The sequence below is a fragment of the Shewanella sp. genome, assembly GCF_041630135.1.
In the GTDB taxonomy this organism is placed as follows: Bacteria; Pseudomonadota; Gammaproteobacteria; order Enterobacterales; family Shewanellaceae; genus Shewanella.
Genome location: NZ_JBFKLW010000016.1, coordinates 1 through 21,508 on the forward strand (window position 1 = coordinate 1; position 21,508 = coordinate 21,508).

Here is a 21,508-nt window from a genome sequence, read left to right on the forward strand (position 1 = left end):
CACCGGCGAAGCCGTGTTCCAGGTGCAGAGCAACGTGGCCGATGGCAACTACGGTTTCTTCAGCATCGATGCCAATGGCAACTGGACCTACGTCCTCAACAACAGCCATGACGACGTGCAGTCACTCAAGGCCGGTGAGACACTGACCCGTGACATCACGGTCACCAGTGCCGATGGCACGGCCACGCACACCATCACCGTCACCATTGTGGGCACCGAGGATATGCCGGTGATCGCCGGTGATGACAGCGGCGCTGTTACTGAAGACGCCAGCGACCCAACACTGACTGACACCGGTACCCTCACCATTGATGATGCTGATGCCGGTCAATCGGTCTTCCAGGCAGGCGCTGGCACACCAAGCCAGGGCGCGCTGGGCAGCCTCACCATTGATGCCAACGGCAACTGGACTTACAACGTCGCCAACGCCGACGTGCAATACCTCGCTGAAGGCGAGACCAAGGTTGAAACCTTCGTGGTATTGAGTGCCGATGGCACCGAGCACACCATCACCATCACCATTACCGGCACCAATGATGCACCTGTGTTCACCACGCCAAATGCGGAAAATGGCACCAGCTACAGCTTCGACTATCAGGAAAACAGCGCTGCCAACACAGTGATTGGTACCGTGCATGCTGAAGATGTGGATGGTGACAACATCAGCTACACCTTTGTCAGTGGTAATGACAATGGCTGGTTTGCCATCGATTCCGTCACCGGCGCAATCACCCTGACTGAAGCGGGTGCTTTGGCAGTAGCTAATGATTTTGAAGCACTTGCAAACATTCACAATCTGGTTGTAGGCGCCTTTGATGGCCACACCACAACCAACATCAATGTAGTATTGAACGAGCTGGATGTGGATGACACACCTACCTCAGCCCCAGTGGTCACCATTATTGACGATGGCATCCCAGGCGATGGCCTGCTGACAGCCAGTGAAATTGCCAGCGGTGGTGAAGGCGTACAGATCAGCGTCAATATTGATGGCAACGAGTTTGTCGCAGGTGGCTTTGTTACTCTGACCATCAATGGCCAGAGCGTCACCTTGAACTGGGATACCAACACTAACTCCGTGACTGCCAGTGATGGTCGCAGCTACAGCTTTGATGCTGGCAGCGAGACACTGACCTGGACCGAAACGGCTCCAGCGGTGGGTGCAGAGATTGTTGTCACTGCAACCCAAACCGACGTCAACAACAATACCTCGGCCCAAGGTAGCGACAGCGCCCGTGTTATTGGTACTCAGAACACCCATGTAACACTACATGAATCGGATCTGCGTGGTGCAGTCAATACTGCCTCCAGTGCCGATGTCAGCTTTACCGCCGGTAACAGCACTCTCTCAGGCTTCAGATTCGGCAGCACTGATGGCATCGCCATTGCGGGTCTTATCAGTGTACTGACTTGGGAAGCCAATGGTTCTGTATTGGTAGGCAAGCTCAATGGCATCGCTGTGCTGGAACTATCTCTGAGTGGTGCCGATATTGCCGCTGGCGATACTGGCAATGTCACTGTGACAGTGACACTGCAGGACAATTTACAGCACTTGGCCAACGAGCTTGGTCTTAACGGCGAAGAAATCAATATTGACGCATTGATCAGTGGCATTGTGATTGAAGCCGTCGGAGCCGATGGCAGCGTGCTGTCCAACACCTTGTCGGTCACCATCAGTGACGATCAGGTCGATGCCTCAGTCAGCAACAGTGCTGGTAATAACGCCTCCAGCACAAGCATCACCGGGACAGTTACCGTCGCCGGTGCCGATGGCAGCGACAATACCGGCAACGATTCATTCAGTGCCAGCCTGCTGAAGAATGTCCCAGACTGGGCCAACGGTGCGACCTTTGGTGACTCGGGGCTGACCACTGCAGGCCAAACAATTTACTACTTTGTCGACCCGGCAAATCCAGATGTATTGTACGCCTATACCAGTGATATCAGCGCAGCCTGGGGAGCCAGCGGCACCAATCAGGATCTGATTTTCACCCTGAGTATGGATCCCAATGGTGGCAGCTACACCCTGGATATGCAGACATCTATTACCACCATCAGCCAAACCACTGCCCAGATCTCCAGCAGCATCCCTGGCGGGAACGATGAAGATCTGTTCATCCTGGTCAATGGCAGTGTTAAAGGTAGCCTAGTGTCCGGTGATGATCTTCTGTGTACTCTCACTGCAACAGACAGCAGAGGGGCGACCACAGTTAACACCAGCCCCAATGGTATAGGTGTGGGCGCAGGCAAAGATATCGGTGCAGGAGAGACGCTGACACTGAGTTTCAATAAGGCTGTGGTTGGCTTCGATAACCTGCATTTCACCACCAATAACGGCAGCACCTATAATGGCAATGTTACCGTTACCGTTCATGGCGTAGATGCAAATGGTCAGCCGATAACTGTCACCCTGACGGGTACAGGTGCAACACTTGGTAACCAGATTCTGGCTGCAGGTGTTGTTCAATTCACTCAATTGGACTTTATGAAGGCCAACGGTGGCTCCGACTTTAACCTCAAGGGCTTCTCCTCTAGCAGCATTACTGTCGACACCAATGGAACCACACTGGAGTTTGTTGCAGACATTCTGGATAGCGACGGTGACAGCAGCGAGAGCAACTTCACGGTTCAACTGAATGCCACCGACAGTACGCCGCTAACCTTTACGCCAATTGCTCTGGCCACGCTGAACGAGGCAAAACTGCTGGATGGTCAGCATGACATCGACACCCAGACTTTGCGCTTCAAAGCTGGTGACTCTGACTTACAACAATTCAGCTTTGGCGACACCTCAGGCATTAAAGTCTACGGCCTGAACCAAAACTTCCCGCTGAGTTGGAGCGAGAGCAATGGTCAGTTAATAGGCTCATTGCCAAACGGCAAAGCGGTAATTGCACTGACACTGAACAGCGACACCATACTTGCTGGTGAGGAAGGCGGTGTGGAAGTTACGGCCGAACTGCTGGGCAACCTGCCCCACAACATCAGCGTCGATGAATTAAGTATTTCGGGTATTCAGGTGGTTGGCGTAGATGGCAACGGCCACAGTGTCAGCGCTGGCGTTGAGGTTAGGGTTGTTGACTTTAACACCGTCGATGCTGTGGATGACGGTGCAGGCATGGTTTATTCGGCGTCTGCCGGTGCAAGCAGCGCTTGGGTTATCCCAACAGCTACCGACGGCAGCCCCTTGTTCACCATCAGTGCCCTCAATGCCGATGGGTCTGCCGGAATCGTTAATATTTCTTCCGATGCCAATAAGCTCGGCGTAGCGGGCTCACCACGTGGCAGCGGACAGATTGAAGGGCAGATAGAATTCGATGCCGAAACAGGCCGCTCCGAAGCTCTGGTATTTGAGTTCAACGGCTTGGTCAATCATGTTGCATTCAATGTGTCCAACATGTATCACACTGAAAGCGGCGGCGAGCAGGGAGTGTGGAAGGCTTACTACAACGGTCAACTGGTTGCCACTGAAGTGTTCAGCACAACAAATGGCAACAGCGGTGAGTTTGTTCTGAATACAGGCAATGTGGTATTTGACACCTTGGTATTCGAGGCCATCAACTACGGAAACCCTGTAACTAACGGTGATTCTTCGGACTACTATTTGACATCATTAAGCGTCACAGGCCCAGCTCTTGGTGAAGGCGCTATTTTGGTTCAGGAAGATGGAACACTCTCAGTCACGAATCCTGCAAACGGTCTGCTTGCCAATGACAGCGACCAGCAGGGTGATAGTTTCAGTATCACAGGTGTAAACGGAGCAACCATTAGCGATGGACAGACTGTCACATTGCCAAGTGGCGCCTTGCTCACCCTGCATGCTGACGGTACCTATAGCTACGATCCTGCCGGCCACTTCGATTATCTGACTGCAGGTGAACTGGCTACCGACAGCTTCAGTTACACCATTACTGATGCTGATGGTGCAACCGATACCGCCACCGTCACGATAAACGTGATTGGGGTAGATGATCCGTTAGAGAAGTTCAGCTATCAGAACCATAATCCGGGCGATGATGTCATAGATGGCAACGATCTCCACAATATCATTGTCAGCGATGTAGAGGGCCTCCAAGTAGTAGCCGGTGAAGACTACAACCTTGCCTTCATATTCGATACATCGGGCAGCATGGAAGGTAGTATTACCGAGGCCAAAAATCAGCTTGCGCTGGTGTTCAAAGAGCTTACCAACTCGGCCAAAGGAGAACATGCCGGCACCATTAACCTGCTGTTGACGGATTTTTCTACCAACACCAATTTCAGTTTGTCGGTGAACCTCGCTGACCCTGGAGCACTGGAGAGCTTAAACGCCGCATTGCAGGGCATCCAGGATGACAGCTACGGCAGAACCAACTATCAGTCTGCTTTCGAATCGGCGGTGAGTTGGTTCAACAGTAACGCTATTGCAGGCAATGGCGGCACCAATCTGACGTTCTTTATCACCGATGGTGAGCCAAATCAGTATCTGAAAAATACACCAGCGGGCGAAATCAAAGTCATTGATTATAAATATAAAAACGACATCAACCTTGACAAGCTAATCAGTCATTACCAGCCAGGCAAGGCACTTGTTTATGATGGGCATCAGATTATTGATAGCCAAGGCGTTGTTTACCTGTGGCAACAGAAGGGCAACGAAGGTTGGCATTCACCGGTGCAAATCGGCCAGCTCCAGAAAGATGCCAGCGGCAATTATTACATCGCCCTTGCTGCATCGGATTCAGCTGGTGCTGCAACTGCTGCACAAGCTGCATTTAGCTTGTTGAGCGCCCTTTCAACTGTTGAAACCATTGGGCTTGGCAGTGGCATCAATGCCAGCAACCTTGCTCTCTACGACAGCGATGGTCAGGTAAGAGCCAACATTGATGTAAGCAATCTGGCGAGTGTCATCATTGGTAGCGAGACATCGCTGTTGCAAGGCAATGATCTCAGCAACGGCGGCGCTGGCAATGACATCATATTTGGCGACTTGGTTCAGTTCGCTGATATTCAAGGCCAAGGTTACGCCGCCTTGCAAAAATATGTTGCTGTGAAAACCAATGAAAGCCCTGAAAACATCAGCGTAAGGGATGTACATAATTACATTCGTACTCATGCCAGTGAGTTTGATGTCTCCAGAGCGAATGATGGTGATGACAAGCTCTATGGTGGGGAGGGCAACGACATCCTCTTTGGTCAGGGTGGCAACGACCAGTTGTTCGGCGGGGCTGGCAATGATCTGCTGCTGGGCGGTGAAGGTAACGACACTCTGATTGGTGGTCTGGGTGATGACACCCTGATTGGCGGTTTAGGGGCTGATACCTTTGTTTGGCAAGCTGGTGATAAGGGCACAGACCATTTAATCGACTTCGATATCGAGCATGACAAACTGGATCTGAGTGACTTGCTTCAGGGTGAAGATCAGCACAGCCTCGAAAGCTTCCTGAGCTTCACTATTGAAAATGGTTCAACCACCATTGAGATAGATGCCAACAGGGATGGTCAGGTCGATCAACGTATCGTGCTGGACGGCGTCGATTTGGCGGACGTATATCATGTCGACGCATCGAACGAGACCGGCATCATCAATGGTCTGCTCGGTGATGGACACGGACCTCTCATCATTGATACCACGTCAGACAGCCCAGGTGTTCAACCGGTGAGTAGCGGTTCCACGTCGTTGGATGAACAGAGCCATACATTCAGCGGTAACTATTTACCTTAACAGGTAAAAGCCCGGGAGAGCGGTAGCAATATCGCTCTCCTTGGTTGATACTTAGCGCATCTCAAAAAATACAAAGGTGACAACCAAAGGTGTCTCTTACTGCCTCTGAAAAGCAGGAGCAATGGACTATCTCTGCTTCCACTAGGGTCACTGTTGATCCCTTACTCGATAGTCTTGTACTCCTCACTGAATATTTTGGAAGCCCTTGCTCCAGTGACTCACTGGCGGCAGGCTTGCCTATTAGCGGCGCACTTTTGACGCCCGATTTGTTACCTCAGGCAGCGGCCAGGGCTGGATTAAGCGCACGACTGACACGGAAAGGGTTAGATCAGGTGTCAGACATTATGCTGCCCTGCATTCTGTTGTTAAAAGATAAAAAAGCCTGTTTATTGCGCAAGCTCGATCATGATAAGGACATTGCCGTCATTCAGCTTCCAGAAACAGGAGGTGAAGAAACACTGTCGATTGAGGCCTTGGAAGCCATTTATGTTGGCTATTTATTTCTGGTAAAACAGCAATACCGTGGGGACATGGGTTTCGATGTCTACCGTCATGACACCCGGCATCACTGGTTGTGGCAAACGCTCAAGGATGCGGCGCCCATCTACCGAGATGTGTTGATCGCGTCCATTCTGGTCAACCTGTTTGCCCTGGTTTCCCCTCTTTTTATTATGAATGTGTATGACAAGGTCGTTCCCAACCTTGCATTTGATTCGCTTTGGGTCTTGGCTATTGGGGCAGCCATTGCTTATATATTTGACTTGGTCATGCGACAACTCAGGAGCTATCTGATTGATGTTGCAGGAAAAAAGGTCGATATTATAGTTTCATCAAGGCTATTTGCCAAAGCTATTGGGATCCCTCTTGCTAAACGTTCCCCAAGTGTTGGTGGCATGGCAAAGCAACTTGGTGAATTTGACAGCATCAGAGATATTCTTACCTCAGCAACCATCACGACTTTGGTTGACCTGCCTTTTGCGGTGTTTTTCCTGCTGATAATTTACATAGTGGCGGGAGATTTAGCTCTGGTACCTCTGATTGGCGGCCTTATCATTATTGGTTACACCTTGTATATCCAACCGAAACTTAAAGCTGCGATAGAAGAAAGCAACAAATTTTCCAGCCTGAAGCATGGCCATCTTATCGAGAGCCTTGCGGCATTGGAGTCAATCAAAGCCTATGGCGCGGAAGGCTTGGTACAGAAGTCCTGGCAACAAATGATTGGCCACACGGCAACCTGGCAGCTCAAATCCAAAAAATTAACCAACGCCGTAGCCAACGCCGCTAACTTTATAGTGCAGCTGACTGTCGTAAGCGTTGTCATTCTGGGGGTTTACCGGGTCGCAGATAATGAAATATCAATGGGGGGGATCATTGCTGCAGTGATGCTCTCCAGTCGCGCTATCTCCCCCATGGCGCAGCTGGCCAACTTGCTTACTCGGGGTAATCATACTGCCAGTGCGCTGCGCCAACTCGATGGCATCATGACCCAGGAAGATGAATTTGAAAACAAGGGCCATCTCACCAGCAAACAGAGACTACTGGGAAAAATTGAAGCCGATCATGTTGGTTTCAATTACCCTGGCTCAGAAAAACCTGTTCTACATCCGGTAAGCATTTCTATCCAACCGGGTGAAAGAGTAGCCATCATAGGACGTAATGGCAGCGGTAAAAGTACATTGGCAAAGATGCTGGTCGGACTTTATCAACCAACGAGCGGAAGTCTGAGGTATGACGGTCTGGATAGCGCCCAAATCCACCCCAGTGACTTGAGAAGAAACTTCGGTTACTTACCTCAGGATGTCGTCTTATTTCATGGCTCCATTCGTGACAACATTCTTTTTGGAACACGCCAAGTTTCAGAACATCAATTAATTCGAGCTGTACAACTGTCTGGGGTCAGCTTGTTTACCAATCTTGAATCCGAAGGACTTGATCAGCAGGTCGGCGAAGGCGGACAGGCACTTTCAAGAGGCCAACGCCAGACAGTCGCCCTCGCGCGCGCGACGCTAAATGACCCACCAATATTGCTGATGGATGAGCCTACAGCCAGCCTTGATGCCCGGGCAGAAAAGCAGTTTATCCGCGCGATGGAGCATGTCACCAAGGATCGGACACTGCTGCTCATCACCCACAAAATGCATCTGCTGAAACTGGTGGATCGCATCATAGTCCTGGAGCGTGGGCATGTTCTGGCAGACGGCCCCAAAGCAGAGGTGCTGGAGAAGTTGAGTCTGGGCTTGCTGGCGGGAGGGCAGAAGTCATGAGCAAGCATTTAACGACTCAGGATCTGGAAATGGTGGATGATATCTATGGTGCCTTGATGGCAGATACCCCCACCAACCACCGTCTGACAATTTGGGCTTTGGCAGGCTTTTCTCTGGCATTTTTACTTTGGGCTCACTTTGCCGAATTAGACAGAGTCACTGTAGGCAGCGGCAAGGTAATCCCCTCCTCTCAGGTGCAAGTCATACAAAGTCTCGACGGCGGCATCTTGCAGGAACTCTTTGTTCGCGAAGGCAATATGGTCACAAAGGGGCAACCTCTTGCACGTATTGATGATACGCGTTTTCGCTCTGACTTTGCGCAGCAGGAGCAGGAAGTCTATAGCCTGCAAGCCACAGTTATCCGCCTGAAAGCTGAACTTGAGAGCATTCAGGTGTCTGACATGGCCAACGACTGGCGCGAGCAGGTCAGGATCACCAAGCATCCGCTAAAATTTCCCGGCAATCTGGTGGCCGACAAGCCGGAGCTTGTAGAACGCCATGAGGCCGAATATAACGGCCGCTTATCAAACCTTGAAAACCAACTCGAAATTCTGGCCCGACAGATCCAGCAAAGGCAGCAGGAGAGTGAGGAGCTGGCATCCAAGATAAACACCCTCACCACCAGTTATCAGCTGATCAGCCGCGAATTGGAGTTGACCAAGCCTCTGGCCGCTAAGGGCATAGTGCCCGAGGTTGAACTGCTCAAGCTACAAAGGACGGTTAACGACCTGCAGGGTGAACTGAAATCCCTGCGAGTGATGCAACCCAAGGCCAAAGCCACCTTGGATGAGGCCATACTCAAACGCCGTGAAGCCGTATTTGTTTATGCCAGCGATGCACGCTCCCTGCTAAGTGAGCTGCAAACACGCTTGTCGCGGATGAATGAAGCACAAGTGGGGGCACAGGATAAGGTCAGTAAAGCTGTAATTACTTCACCGGTAAATGGCACAGTAAAAACAGTACACATCAATACGTTGGGCGGTGTAGTCCAGCCCGGTGTAGACATTATTGAAATCGTCCCATCCGAAGACAAATTGTTAATTGAGGCTCGCATCAGCCCCAAAGATATCGCATTTCTACATCCCGGGTTACCGGCTGTAGTGAAGGTCACTGCATATGATTTTACTCGTTACGGTGGTTTGGATGGGACGGTAGAACACATCAGTGCCGATACAACTCAGGATGAGGAGGGGAACAGCTTTTACCTCATCCGGGTTCGGACTGAAGAGTCTAATTTAATGAAGGAAGATGGCACACAGATGCCAATTATTCCTGGGATGCTGACATCAGTCGATGTGATCACAGGACAAAGATCTATTCTTGAGTACATATTAAATCCAATACTTAGAGCCAGAGAGAATGCGCTCAGAGAGCGCTAGGCAACCAGTAAACCGGGAGGGTTTCAAATGAACGATAAACTTATACTGCAGCTAAGGCGCAGTGCATTAGCGCTCGCTGTCGGCGCTTTGATGCTGCCGGCTACAGCTTCCAGCCAAACCCTGGAGCAAGCTGTCGCCCACACTCTGGACACACATCCGCAGTTAAGAGTGGCTTTCAATCGCTTCAAAGCCAGGGAAGAACAGGTTAATCAAGCCATTGCCGGCTATATGCCAACCATAGACATCACAGGTGGCTATGGATATGAAAATACTGACAGTCCAGCTACCCGCCGTCGTGGTCAAGATGAAGTCGAGTTGGATCGCGGCGAATTTGGTATCAGTATCAAACAAATGCTGTTTGATGGTTTCTATACCAGCAGTGAAGTAGACAGATACAGTTTTGAAGCCAGTGCTGATCAATGGGCACTGTTCTCTGCCGCTGAAGATATGGCTCTTGATGTGTCCAAAGTCTATGTTAATTACTTGCGGACAGAACAAGTACTGCAACTGGCTGAGAAAAACCTCAAAACTCACCAGGACATCTATGATCAGATCAAACAGCGTACCGATTCAGGCTTGGGTTCGATTGCGGATCTGTCTCAGATTACAGGCCGCTTGGCCAGAGCCAACGCCAACGTTATCGCAGCTCGTAATAATTTCTTCGACGCCAAGGCTCAATACCTGAGAGTTGTTGAAATGGAACCGGAAGATATGATTATTCCGGTTCCCGATGCAGACATGTTGCCAGCAGATCTCGCCAGCACAGTCACTCTGGCTCAGGAGCATCACCCCATACTCAAGTCTGCGGCTGCAGACATTAACGCAGCTGAGCATGAACGCTCCTCTGCCCAAGCCAACTATTACCCAAAAGTTACGTTAGAGCTTGAAGGCAACTGGAACAATGACATCGGTGGCGAAGATGGCAAGAGCATCATTGCAAGCCAAAATGTTAACGGCTACAACAATGACCTGCTGGCTATGGTGAGAGTCAGATACAATCTGTTCGCCGGCGGTAAAGATTTAGCCCGAGAGAAAGAAGCAGCCTACAAGATAGGCGAAGCCAAGGAAATTCGTCAGCGCGCCTATCGTGAAGTCGTTGAAGGCGCCAACCTGGCTTGGAACGCCTATGAATTGTTGACCCCGCAAAAACAATACATTCGCGATCATGTCGTTGCAGCCAAAGATACCCAAGTGGCTTACTCACAGCAGTTTAATTTGGGTCAACGAACCTTGCTTGATTTGCTCGACACTGAAAATGAACTGTTTGAGGCCCGCAAAGATTACCTGCAGGCAGAATTCGACGAAATCGTTGCCAAGTACAGAGTGCTCAATGCCACCGGCCGCTTACTCGACTCACTGAGAGTCACCCGTCCGGAATCATGGAATGGTGAGCGCAATTACGAAGGAGGAGCGAACTAATGAAAGCCTTATATCTATTACTGGCAATGTCTATGCTCGGTGCGTGCTCAATGCGCGATACCGTCAGTATGGACACTCCAACCAACCAGGTTCATGACCTTAACGACGTCGATCGCGATGGCGTGATTGAAGCCAGAGAGCGCTGCGCGGGTACCGTGCTTGGTGCTGCCATTAATAATTACGGCTGCGGCAAGATTAAGCCAATCAATGAACGTCGCGAACTGAAAGTGCTGTTTGAAAACGACTCCTTCTACCTGTCACCACAATACTATGGGCAGTTAGAAGAGCTGGCATCCTTTATGCGCCAGTATCCCAATACCAAGGTAACTATTGAAGGCCATTGCAGTCGTACCGGCAGCCATGAGCATAATCAGGAGTTGTCACAAAACCGTGCAAATGCGGTAACTGCAGCACTGACACAGCAGTTTGGTATCGATGCAGGACGTCTAACGGCAATTGGCTATAGCTTTGACCGCCCGGTAGATCCATCAGATACCCCTATGGCACATACGCGAAACAGACGTGTAATTGCTGAGATCACCGGTGAAGATACTGCTGCCGATATGAAGTGGACTATATATACTGTTGACCAGGAAGTGAAATAGTGTGCTGACCCAAAACCATGACAGGCAGGCGTGAAGTAAGCCAACGAATAATGAAAGTCTGCCGGCAGAGTCTGTCGGCAACGGTTATGCTGGGAATTTGTCTGCTGGCACAGTCCAGCACCCAGCTGAACCGTGACCACATTATCTCTACTCTGGAGAGCAAATACGGTCCCAGAGCGGGTAAGCGTGCCAATGCATGGTTTCAGGTTGTTGATTCAGCACAGAATTTAACCAACGAAGAGAAGTTGACCAAGGTAAATACCTTTTTCAACCTGTTCACTTTTGTCGACGATATAAAGCTATGGGGTGAATCCAACTATTGGGCAACACCTATGGAATTTATTGGTGTGGCCGGGGGCGACTGCGAAGATTTTTCCATCGCCAAATACTTTACACTGCTGCAACTGGGCATACCTGACGAGAAACTCAGGATAACAATGGTAAAGGCAACCTCGGTCAACCAATATCACATGGTGTTAGCGTATTACGAAACGCCTGGTTCAGTGCCCTTGGTCTTGGATAATCTGGACAAAGCTATCAAGCCCGCCACCCAAAGACGGGATTTGTTGCCTGTCTACAGCTTTAACGGTAAGCAACTGTGGTTAAACAAAGAAAGGGGACGGGGGGAGCTCGCAGGTTCGTCCTCAAGGCTGGAAAAATGGTCCGATTTAACCCGCCGGTTGGGCGTTGAGAGACTCAGACAACCCAAAATGAGATTGGAGTAATTACCGCATGACACTGTTTCGACAGCTGTACTCGCTACTGTTTGGCTTGTTTTTATTGGTAATCACCAGCCTTGCCTACGTGCAGTTTACAGAGACCAAAAGTTTTTTGAGCAACCAAATGGAATCTGACCTGAACAATGTCAGCAATTCACTTGGTCTGCTGTTGGTGCCTGCTTTAGAATCCGGTGATATTGCCACCGCAGAAACCCTGATTAATGTCATTTTTGAAGGCGGTTACTACCAACAAGTCAAGCTGACCTGGCTTGTGGATGGCAAGCAGCAAGAATGGAATAACTCACTACAAATTAAAGATGTCCCTCAGTGGTTTATCGACTTCGGAATATTTGGCACCATCAAAAAAGAAACCACTATCACCTCTGGTTGGCTACAGCTCGCTCAATTGGAAATTACCGCCCACCCCGGGTTTGGTTACCATGAATTGTGGCGGATTCTGACCAATACCATCATAGTATTTTCAATATTATTTTTAGTTACCATATTCCTGGCTCGCTTTGGTTTGAGCTGGATCCTGAAACCATTGCACATTCTCTCAGTCCATGCAAAGAGTGTTGCCAACCGCCAATTCGGGCCAGAGCTTGCAGTCCCCAAAACGCAAGAGCTCAGAGAAGTGGTTACTGCATTTAACAGTATGTCTGTACAGCTAAAGCAGATCTTCAGCTCCCTCGATGAAGAAGTGACCTCACTTCGCAAAAAGAACCTCGTAGATCAGGTATCCAATCTGCCAAATCGCCAATATTTAGTAGGTCGCCTTAATAGCTGGCTATCCGAACCGGGAAGTGGTGCCATGTTTATGGCTAAATTTGATTGGCTGGAAGAAGTACACGCCAAATATGGCTATCAGGTACGTGATGAAACCATCAAACTGTTGTCAGAGAAACTTCAGAGTCAACTGGAGGAAATTGCCCCTGGGGTTGTGGCGCGTATTGCCGCTTTCGAATTTGCCTTTTTGGTTTTTGATGTCGATAAAGAACTGATCAGTAAATACTTACAAACTCTTATTCGCACCGTAAATCAGGAGATCTCCAAAGCCGGAGGTAAAGCTAATGAGCAATTTGCCATTGGTATTGCAGAACGCATAGGCTCAATGACCGCATCTGACATGCTCGCCCAGGCAGATAACGCCCTGCAAAATGCGATTAAATCCGGCAAGGTTTACCACTGGTTTGAGTCCAACGAAGAACAGCTATTCACCCGTGAACAGTGGCGCGAAAAGCTCTCCAGTGCAATCAATGCCAAGCTGTTCCAATTCCGTTGGCAACCCATTCAACTCAGTGATGGGGCTGGCTTACTCCAGCGGGAGCTATACTGTCAGCTGGAAATCGGCGATAAGCTTGCTCATGCAGGGCAATTTATGCCCTACGTGGAATTGCTGTCGCTTGGCTCAGTACTGGATAAGTGCCTTATCCAGAAAGTTAATGATATCCACCTGTTGACCCGTAATTTCGAGCCACTGGCCATAAACCTGACCCACCAGAGTTTAACAGATACCGAGTTCCATCAGTGGTTACAACAGTTCCTGCGTTCTACCCCATTGGCAGAGCGGCTGTGTTTCGATATACCCGAATCGGGGGTCTACAGCAATCCAGAAGCCTGTGAAGCCCTGTGCGCCATCATCCGCGATAATGGCGCCAGGTTTGGTATCGACCACTTCGGCCGCCAGTTTGGCTCAATGTCCTACTTACAAACATTGAGGCCAGCCTACGTTAAACTGGATCAATCTTTTGCCTATTATGACGAAAACCAACACAATGCCGAGCTATGTCGCGCCTTGGTTAACGTGGCAAAGGGTCTGGAAATACAGGTAATTGTCACCGGTATTCAGGAAAAACCACAGCTGGAACGCTTCATTCCGCTTAAGACCACGGCATATCAAGGCTTTATTGCCCCGCCTGTGGCTGTTGATTAAGGCGCACAGCTCTACGCAAAAGGGTGCCCTGGGCACCCTTTCTTTTTGGCTTAATTGCCATCGGCGCTGGCGTTTCCCAATTCGATGCACGAGGCAATATTGACCCAATAAATAAAGCGGATTTAAGTGCGTTACAACTAAGTGCGTCAAAGCACTGCAAAACCGTCACAATGGTGACGGTGATAAAAAATCACTTTGTTTAAGAGTGCCTCGCTGAGTTCCAGCATGACGATGGACAACGAATAACCACAAGAAGCAACAGAATTTGGAACAGGAATTATAGAAAGTGGTCGGTGATAGAGGATTCGAACCTCTGACCCTCTGCTCCCAAAGCAGATGCGCTACCAGACTGCGCTAATCACCGACATAGTTGAGCATGTGATTGCCAGAAACAAAAAACATGCCGAGTGGCATTCTGACTGGACTTTTTCAGAAGTGGTCGGTGATAGAGGATTCGAACCTCTGACCCTCTGCTCCCAAAGCAGATGCGCTACCAGACTGCGCTAATCACCGACGTTTTTACCTTCTGAGGAAAGTGGGGTGACTGATGGGGCTCGAACCCACGACAACCGGAATCACAATCCGGGACTCTACCAACTGAGCTACAGTCACCACTGAATTTCCCTTGCTGACACTGTCGAATCTAACTGGCGCACCCAGAAGGATTCGAACCCTCGGCCTCACCCTCCGGAGGGGTGCGCTCTATCCAACTGAGCTATGGGTGCCCTGCCGTGTCAGCGCCGCATATAGTAGGAGGTATTTGTTCCTGAGTCCAGAGTATATAATCGTTTTTTTATTCGTTTGCTCAACTTTTGATTAATAAGTGATAGTGCACGAACAAAAAACGTTCTAAGAATTACCTTTTTCGTGACCACGTTAAAGAGTATGCTGTTCTTTCGGGTCAAAAACGCGTCCCCGTTCAACAAAAAGACAGCGAGCGCTATGCCAAGGGATAATGGATTTACGGATGTGGTCGATACCCCAACAACAGGGGAAATAAACCGTCTGTACAAGCGGGTAGAACGTCTGCGACGCTTAGCGGGCAAGTACAAACGCGCAGAGGTGATTCGTGATGCCTTGCTGCATATTACCCATATTGCAACCGAGGTCAGTTCGCCTGAAGACTTTTACGCAGGCGTGCACGCTCAACTTAAATCACTCATTGCCGCTGATAATTTTTTTATAGCCACTTTTAACCATCACAACGGCCGGCTGGAAGTGCCCTTTTTTGCCGACGAAAAAGATCCACACCCATCCAAGATGTACCCTGACGAAGATCTCCACCAAATGTTAACCCGTGGAATCACTGGTTATGTGTTTCGCCGAGGGGAAACGGTTCTATGCGGTCAAGAAGACTTTGAGCGGCTAGAAGCAAATGGGGAAATAATCAGCTTTGGCAGTGCCAGTCACCAGTGGCTTGGGGTTCCTATTCGCTTCCAGGAGCGTACAACTGGCGTATTGGTGGTACAAACCTACAATTCCGACGTCAACTATAGTCTGACCGAAGTTGAGCTGATGGAGTTTATCAGTCACCATATTTCCGGCGTGATGGAAAGACTGCGTCACCAGGAGCAACTGGAACAATCCATAGCGCAACGAACCCATGAACTGAGCGATGCCTACGAAAAACTAAAGCTGGAAGTACAAGAACGTCGTCGTGCAGAGAATCTGCAAAAATCGTTATTCGAAATATCTGAGTTATCGGCGACTGGCCTGGAACAGCCTGACTTTTATGGCAGACTGCACACGATATTAAGCCACCTCATTCCCGCAAGTAACTGCTATATAGCTCTGATAGACAAAGATAAAAAAACACTCAATTTTCCATTCTACGTATCTCAGCTTGGGACTAAGGCTCCCAAATGCAGGCCATTGACTGATGGTTTAACTGAATATCTGATTGAGCAACGCAAACCCCTTCTGCTCAATCAAGATGACATTCAAGCTCTGGTAACCGCTGGTAATATCTACGCTGACACTCCGCACCTCAACAATACTCAAAAAATGCATCAATGGGTGGGTGTTCCCTTATTCATAGGAGATGAAGTCAAAGGTGCTTTGACCATTTATAGCCTGAGTATTAGTCAGAACTACCAAATTCGGGATTTGGAATTACTTACTTTCGTCTCTCAGCACATTTGCACGGCCATAGAACGCAAGCACCAAGCCATGGTGTTAAAGAAAAGCTATGAACAACTTGAAGAAAAGGTAGCAGAAAGAACCCGGGCTCTTGCACTTCTGAACGGCGACCTTAAACAGGAAATAATGCGTCGTCGAGAAGTGGAGCAACAACTCATCCACGATGCCAAGCACGACGCGCTGACAGGCTTGCCGAACCGTAATATGATTTCTGAACGCCTGTCGCAGGCAGTGCGGCATGTGCGCCGTCACGGCAGCGATCAATTTGCATTACTGTTTATCGATTTGGACAGATTCAAGCAAATCAACGATACCCTCGGCCATCTAGCCGGTGATCGTTTTTTAAAAGAAACAGCAGCGCGCCTTCAATATTGCATCCGTGAAATCGATACACTTGGGCGTCTGGGTGGTGATGAATTTGTTGTGTTACTGAATAGAGTACACAGCCCACGCGAAGCCGAAGAGGTTGCAGAACGAATCCTCAGCCAGCTTTCCGAACCATTTCAACTTGGCGACTCCCTGTTTCAATCCGGTGCCAGTATTGGTATTACCGTCAGCGGTGGCAACCCAATGGAGACTGCCGAGTCTATCCTCAGAGATGCAGATTGCGCCATGTATCAGGCAAAAGCACGGGGTAAAGGTTGCTACGTCGTATATGACGACAAACGCCGTGAAGCACAAAATAAACAACGACTCGATGAGACCCTCTTAAGAGAAGCCATTGCTCAGGAAACGCTCTACCTCAAAGCCTTGCCTGTAAAACATGTCAATGGCGATTCGTCCAAAGCCCACAGGCTCACATTGGCCTGGCAACACCCTATCCGGGGAGAAATTTTTGCAGGTCCGCTAATTGATTTGGCGGAACGATCAAATCTGAGTATTGAACTCGACAACTACTTGCTACGCGCCCTATCCAACAATTTGCCGGACATGGGTAAAACGAAAGAACTGCATCTGTGTCTTTCAAGCGCGCATCTCAAACATAAACACGCATTAAGAAAACTTAAAAATTTGCTGAAAAATGTCTGTGCAAGCACCCAAGATATCTGGTTGTTTTTTGAAGAAGCCTCGCTGGTGCAAGATATCCAAAGCCACATAGCTGGCTTTGAAGTGCTGAGCCAACTCAAAGTTAATTTTGGAATGTCTGGCTACGGAAATGGTTTCAGCTCACTGAAATCTCTTACCTTAATGCCCATTCAAGCCCTGATACTGGCTGAAGCACGGGGCGATGCAGCGGACGAAAAAGTCCGCTTACTCACTGCATCGGCGGTTGCGGCATTATCACTGGGGCTGAAAGTTATTTCTGCTGGCGGAGAATCCAAACAAACACGCGGCGCACTTGCCAAGGCGGGGGTGAGTCTGTTTCAGATCCTGGATACAGACAAAGACATCTGCCCGCCAATCCTGGTTTAGCCAAACCATTGGAATCAACTTAACCCAATGTCCTGGGACTATTTTTTGAACATGGCTCGGATGTTGGCAATATTTGCCTTACCGGTCTGCTGCCGCTGCTGCTCACTTTGAGGCTTCTTACGGCTCTCCCAAATCAGGTCATCCTGGGGCAACTCATCCAAAAAGCGGCTTGGTTCACAACGCATGGTTTCACCAAACTGGCGCCGCTCGCGGCACATGGTAAACCACAGTTCCCGCTGGGCGCGGGTCACCCCCACATAGGCCAGACGCCGCTCTTCTTCTACGTTGTCTTCATCGATACTGGTTTGATGCGGCAAAATCCGCTCTTCCATACCAATCATAAACACATAAGGGAACTCCAGTCCTTTTGACGCGTGCAGTGTCATCAGCTGCACCTGATCACCGGCCTCATCTTCGCTGGAGCGCTCCATCATGTCCCGCAGCGTCAGGCGACTGACTACCTCGGGCAGGGTCATAGGCTCGTCCAGATCGTCGCCATTGAGCATCTCAGTTACCCAGCGATACAGCTCTGAGATGTTCTTCATCCGCATCTCGGCCGCCTTGGCGCTGGGGCTGCTTTCATACAGAAAATCTTCGTAATTGATATTACGAATAAGCTGCTTGATGGCATCCACCCCTTCACCGCGCTCGGCCACATCGCCCGTTTCAACGATAAAGCGGCCAAATTCCTCCAGCGCATTGAGGGCGCTGGCCCCCAAATGCAGCTCAATTTCCGGCTCGAAAATAGCGGCAAACATGGAGATATGCTTGCTGTTGGCAAAGTTACCCAATTTCTCAAGTGTCGCCGGACCTATGCCACGTTTTGGCAAGTTAACTATGCGCAGAAAGGCGTTGTCATCGTCGTTGTTCACCACCAGCCGCAGGTAGGCCATGATGTCTTTAATTTCGGCGCGAGAGAAAAACGAGGTGCCACCACTTAACTTGTAGGGGATGCGGTTGGTCATCAGCGCCCGCTCCATCAGCCGCGACTGATGGTTGCCCCGATAAAGAATGGCGTAATCGCCGTAACTGGTTTTGCCCACAAAGCGGTGGCGGATAATCTCGGCCACAACCCGCTCTGCCTCCTGCTCTTCATTGAGCGCCGTCAGCACCCGCATGGGTTCGCCGTAAGCCAGCTCGGAAAACAGCGACTTGTCGTACACGTGGGGATTGTTGGCAATCAAGATGTTTGCCGCCCTCAGAATGCGCTGACTGGAACGATAATTTTGCTCCAGCTTAATCAGCCGCAGCTGCGGAAAGTCTTTACCCAGCAACACCAGATTTTGCGGCTTGGCGCCGCGCCAGGAATAAATCGACTGGTCATCGTCACCCACTACAGTAAAGCGAGCACGCTCGCCCACCAGCAGCTTTACCAGCTCGTACTGGCTGCCATTGGTGTCCTGATATTCATCCACCAGCAGGTATTGAATACGTGCCTGCCAGCGGCTGCGCACTTCTTCATTGTGCCTCAGCAGCAAGGTCGGCAGCAGGATCAGATCGTCAAAGTCCAGTGCATTATAGGCCTTCATATGCTGGGCATAGCGCTGATACAAGAGCGCAAACAGCTGCTCGCGCTCATCTTTGGCAATCCTGCGGGCATGGTCAGGAATAACCAGTGCGCCCTTCCAGTTGGAAATGGCACTGGCCAGCAGTTTCAGCAAGTCCTTGTCATCCTTCAGCTCGTTTACGGTCAACTCTTTGAGCAGCGCCAGAGTGTCCTGATCGTCAAACAGCGAAAACCCAGCCTTGAGGCCGACGGTCTTATGTTCACGCTTGAGGATTTCCAGCCCCAAGGTATGGAAGGTAGAGATCCACAGCCCCCGCGCCTCCTTGCGGCCCATGGACTGAGCCACCCGCTCTTTCATCTCTCTGGCAGCCTTGTTGGTAAAGGTCACGGCAGCGATATTACGCGCCTGATAACCACACTTTTGCACCAAATAAGCAATTTTGTTGATGATCACCCGCGTCTTGCCACTGCCCGCCCCGGCCAATACCAGGCAGGGTCCGGAAACATAGTGAACAGCTTCATCTTGCGCGGGGTTGAGCTTCATTGGGGCAGACTTCTCTAAGGGATGACAAACACAGAAGCGGGATCATAGCAGATCCTTTTTACAAAGCGCGACCAAAGCAGCACTTGCCAGTTTAGATCTCACACACTAAAATGAATGAACGTTCATTCACATGCAATTAGAGCCATGGACAACAAACGGGAACAGATACTGAGAGCCGCGGAAAACATTATCGCCAACGAGGGATTGCACAATTTGTCGATGCAAAAACTCGCCAAGGAGGCCGGTGTCGCTGCAGGCACCATCTACCGTTACTTTACCGACAAGGATGAACTCATTGATGACCTGCGCCGCGATGTATTGACTCAAATAGCCCAGTCCATCCTCGAAGGAGCCAATGAAGGCAGCATCGAGGCGCGCTTTCGTAAGGTGTGGTTCAACATTATCCGGCTGGGCGAAACCTGTACGCTGGAGCGGCTCAACTTTGAGCAATACACCCACCTGCCCGGAGCCAACAGCCCCGAACACCGCCAGTTCGAACGTGAAACCTTTGCACCACTGCATGCTTTGTTTACCGAGGCCAAGACCGAGGGATTGATAGTGGACCTTGACGATGAACTGCTGTTTGCGCTGGCATTTGAGCCGGCCGTTGGCCTGTGTCGCCGCATGCGCCGCACTGGCCTTCATTTTTCGATGGATGAGCTGACTGTGGTCTGCGACCTCAGCTGGCGCGCCATCAAACGTTAAAACTCAATTTTTAATCTTAATTACCACCATCAAGCGGAGCCAAAAGGCAATGAAAAAGTGGATAGCGGTCATGCTGACCATAGCGCTGGTGACTCTTGGGAGCGTCATCGGCTTTAACCTGTTTGTGAAGGGCAAAATTGCCGATGCCATCGCCAATATGCCGGAAGCGGAGTTTCCGGTAACTGCACTCGAGGTCAGCCCACAGAGCTGGCAACCCACCATTGACGCCATCGGCTTTGTCGAGCCCCATCAGGGTGTGACCGTGGCCAACGAAGCAGCCGGTGTTGTCACCCAAATCGCCTTTGAAAACGGCACTAAGGTCAGCAAAGATCAATTATTGGTCGCGCTCGACACCAAGGTAGAAAAAGCCAACCTGCAAAGCAAGCTGGTGCAGCTGCCCGCCGCCGAGGCCGACTACAAACGCCTGTCACGCCTGTATACGCAAAAGTCGGTGTCCAAGCAGGATCTGGACAACGCCGAAGCCAAGTATCTGGCGCTTAAGTCCGATATCGACAGCCTCGAAGCCACCATTGGCCGCCGCGAAATCCGCGCGCCCTTCGAGGGTCTGGTGGGTATTCGCAACATCAACCTGGGTGAATACCTGCAGGTGGGCAGCGACATAGTGCGTCTTGAAGACATCAGCACCATGAAAATCCGCTTTACCATTCCGCAAACCCAGCTGCCACGCATCGCCGTAGGCCAGAAAATCCATGTGTTTGTGGATGCCTACCCCGACACGCCCTTTGAAGGCGAAATTGCCGCCATTGAACCTGCGGTATTTTACCAAAGCGGGTTGATCCAGATTCAGGCCCGAATCCCCAATGACCATGCCAAACTTCGCAGCGGTATGTTTGCCCGGGTGAATGTGCTGCTGCCACGACTTGAGAACCAGTTTGTACTGCCTCAGACTGCCATTAACTTCACCTTGTATGGCAACTCGGTTTATCTGGTTGAACAAAAACCAGAAAGTGGTGAAAGCCGCGTGCGCCAGATTAACGTTAACGTCATCGAGCGCAGCGGCAACAGCGCACTGGTTTCCGGTGAACTGAAGGTCGGCGACAAAGTCGTGACCTCGGGTCAAATCCGTCTGTCCAACAACAGCAAAGTCAAAGTGGTGGAAGACAAGGCCCTGACCGAATCTGACGCCATGCCAAGGCTCTAAGGAGACATCCGG

Annotated in this window: 11 protein-coding genes and 4 tRNA genes; 10 read left to right on the top strand and 5 right to left on the bottom strand. The window is 50.3% G+C overall.

What is annotated here, in order from left to right:
- The first annotated feature begins 13 nt into the window (after positions 1–13).
- The 7 genes from ABYK60_RS06260 to ABYK60_RS06290 all read left to right on the top strand — a co-directional run bounded on the left by ABYK60_RS06260 (position 14) and on the right by ABYK60_RS06290 (position 14,026).
- Positions 14–5,704, top strand: coding sequence for a VCBS domain-containing protein (locus ABYK60_RS06260; RefSeq protein WP_372871090.1), 5,691 nt, complete (start codon positions 14–16; stop codon positions 5,702–5,704).
- A gap of 89 nt (positions 5,705–5,793) precedes the next feature.
- Positions 5,794–7,971 carry a type I secretion system permease/ATPase gene (locus ABYK60_RS06265; protein ID WP_372871091.1) on the top strand — a complete coding sequence of 726 codons (2,178 nt, stop codon included), beginning with the start codon at positions 5,794–5,796 and terminating at the stop codon, positions 7,969–7,971.
- Complete coding sequence (locus tag ABYK60_RS06270; RefSeq protein WP_372871092.1) at positions 7,968–9,350, top strand: HlyD family type I secretion periplasmic adaptor subunit; 1,383 nt, start codon at positions 7,968–7,970, stop codon at positions 9,348–9,350. The genes ABYK60_RS06265 and ABYK60_RS06270 overlap by 4 nt, the downstream gene beginning before the upstream one ends.
- A gap of 90 nt (positions 9,351–9,440) precedes the next feature.
- Positions 9,441–10,769, top strand: coding sequence for a TolC family outer membrane protein (locus ABYK60_RS06275; RefSeq protein WP_372871145.1), 1,329 nt, complete (start codon positions 9,441–9,443; stop codon positions 10,767–10,769).
- Positions 10,769–11,374, top strand: a complete 606-nt coding sequence (locus tag ABYK60_RS06280; protein WP_372871093.1) for an OmpA family protein — start codon at positions 10,769–10,771, stop codon at positions 11,372–11,374. Before ABYK60_RS06275 ends, ABYK60_RS06280 begins: the two co-directional genes overlap by 1 nt.
- A gap of 17 nt (positions 11,375–11,391) precedes the next feature.
- On the top strand, positions 11,392–12,099 hold the full coding sequence (locus ABYK60_RS06285) for a transglutaminase-like cysteine peptidase (protein WP_372871094.1): 708 nt from the start codon (positions 11,392–11,394) through the stop codon (positions 12,097–12,099).
- Between the two features lie 7 nt (positions 12,100–12,106).
- Positions 12,107–14,026 carry an EAL domain-containing protein gene (locus ABYK60_RS06290; protein ID WP_372871095.1) on the top strand — a complete coding sequence of 640 codons (1,920 nt, stop codon included), beginning with the start codon at positions 12,107–12,109 and terminating at the stop codon, positions 14,024–14,026.
- Positions 14,027–14,313: 287 nt separating this feature from the next.
- Here ABYK60_RS06290 and ABYK60_RS06295 read toward each other — a convergent pair.
- The 4 genes from ABYK60_RS06295 to ABYK60_RS06310 form a co-directional block, all read right to left on the bottom strand.
- A tRNA-Pro gene (locus ABYK60_RS06295) sits at positions 14,314–14,390 on the bottom strand.
- Positions 14,391–14,462: 72 nt separating this feature from the next.
- A tRNA-Pro gene (locus ABYK60_RS06300) sits at positions 14,463–14,539 on the bottom strand.
- Between the two features lie 23 nt (positions 14,540–14,562).
- Positions 14,563–14,638, bottom strand: a tRNA-His gene (locus tag ABYK60_RS06305).
- A gap of 36 nt (positions 14,639–14,674) precedes the next feature.
- Positions 14,675–14,751, bottom strand: a tRNA-Arg gene (locus tag ABYK60_RS06310).
- A 142-nt stretch (positions 14,752–14,893) separates the two neighbouring features.
- Between ABYK60_RS06310 and ABYK60_RS06315 the strand changes: the two genes are divergently transcribed.
- Complete coding sequence (locus tag ABYK60_RS06315; protein WP_372871096.1) at positions 14,894–17,578, top strand: diguanylate cyclase domain-containing protein; 2,685 nt, start codon at positions 14,894–14,896, stop codon at positions 17,576–17,578.
- Positions 17,579–17,616: 38 nt separating this feature from the next.
- Here the strand turns inward: ABYK60_RS06315 and rep are convergent, their stop codons facing one another.
- The gene (gene rep / locus ABYK60_RS06320) at positions 17,617–19,629 is read right to left on the bottom strand and encodes a DNA helicase Rep (RefSeq protein ID WP_372871098.1); all 2,013 of its coding nucleotides are present in this window, start codon (positions 19,627–19,629) and stop codon (positions 17,617–17,619) included.
- Between the two features lie 144 nt (positions 19,630–19,773).
- On the opposite strand from rep, the gene ABYK60_RS06325 reads away from it, so the two are divergent.
- Positions 19,774–20,334, top strand: a complete 561-nt coding sequence (locus ABYK60_RS06325; protein WP_372871099.1) for a TetR/AcrR family transcriptional regulator — start codon at positions 19,774–19,776, stop codon at positions 20,332–20,334.
- A gap of 49 nt (positions 20,335–20,383) precedes the next feature.
- Positions 20,384–21,496 (top strand): efflux RND transporter periplasmic adaptor subunit, encoded by a 1,113-nt coding sequence (locus tag ABYK60_RS06330; protein ID WP_372871100.1) that lies wholly within the window; start codon positions 20,384–20,386, stop codon positions 21,494–21,496.
- Positions 21,497–21,508 lie beyond the last annotated feature (12 nt).

What these genes read in the sequence shown, in the direction of transcription:
- ABYK60_RS06270 (WP_372871092.1), top strand. Translation starts at nt 7,968, where the DNA reads ATGAGCAAGCATTTAACGACTCAGGATCTGGAAATGGTGGATGATATC.
- ABYK60_RS06275 (WP_372871145.1), top strand. Translation starts at nt 9,441, where the DNA reads ATGCTGCCGGCTACAGCTTCCAGCCAAACCCTGGAGCAAGCTGTCGCC.
- ABYK60_RS06280 (WP_372871093.1), top strand. Translation starts at nt 10,769, where the DNA reads ATGAAAGCCTTATATCTATTACTGGCAATGTCTATGCTCGGTGCGTGC.
- ABYK60_RS06285 (WP_372871094.1), top strand. Translation starts at nt 11,392, where the DNA reads ATGACAGGCAGGCGTGAAGTAAGCCAACGAATAATGAAAGTCTGCCGG.
- ABYK60_RS06290 (WP_372871095.1), top strand. Translation starts at nt 12,107, where the DNA reads ATGACACTGTTTCGACAGCTGTACTCGCTACTGTTTGGCTTGTTTTTA.
- rep (WP_372871098.1), bottom strand. Translation starts at nt 19,629, where the DNA reads ATGAAGCTCAACCCCGCGCAAGATGAAGCTGTTCACTATGTTTCCGGA.
- ABYK60_RS06325 (WP_372871099.1), top strand. Translation starts at nt 19,774, where the DNA reads ATGGACAACAAACGGGAACAGATACTGAGAGCCGCGGAAAACATTATC.
- ABYK60_RS06330 (WP_372871100.1), top strand. Translation starts at nt 20,384, where the DNA reads ATGAAAAAGTGGATAGCGGTCATGCTGACCATAGCGCTGGTGACTCTT.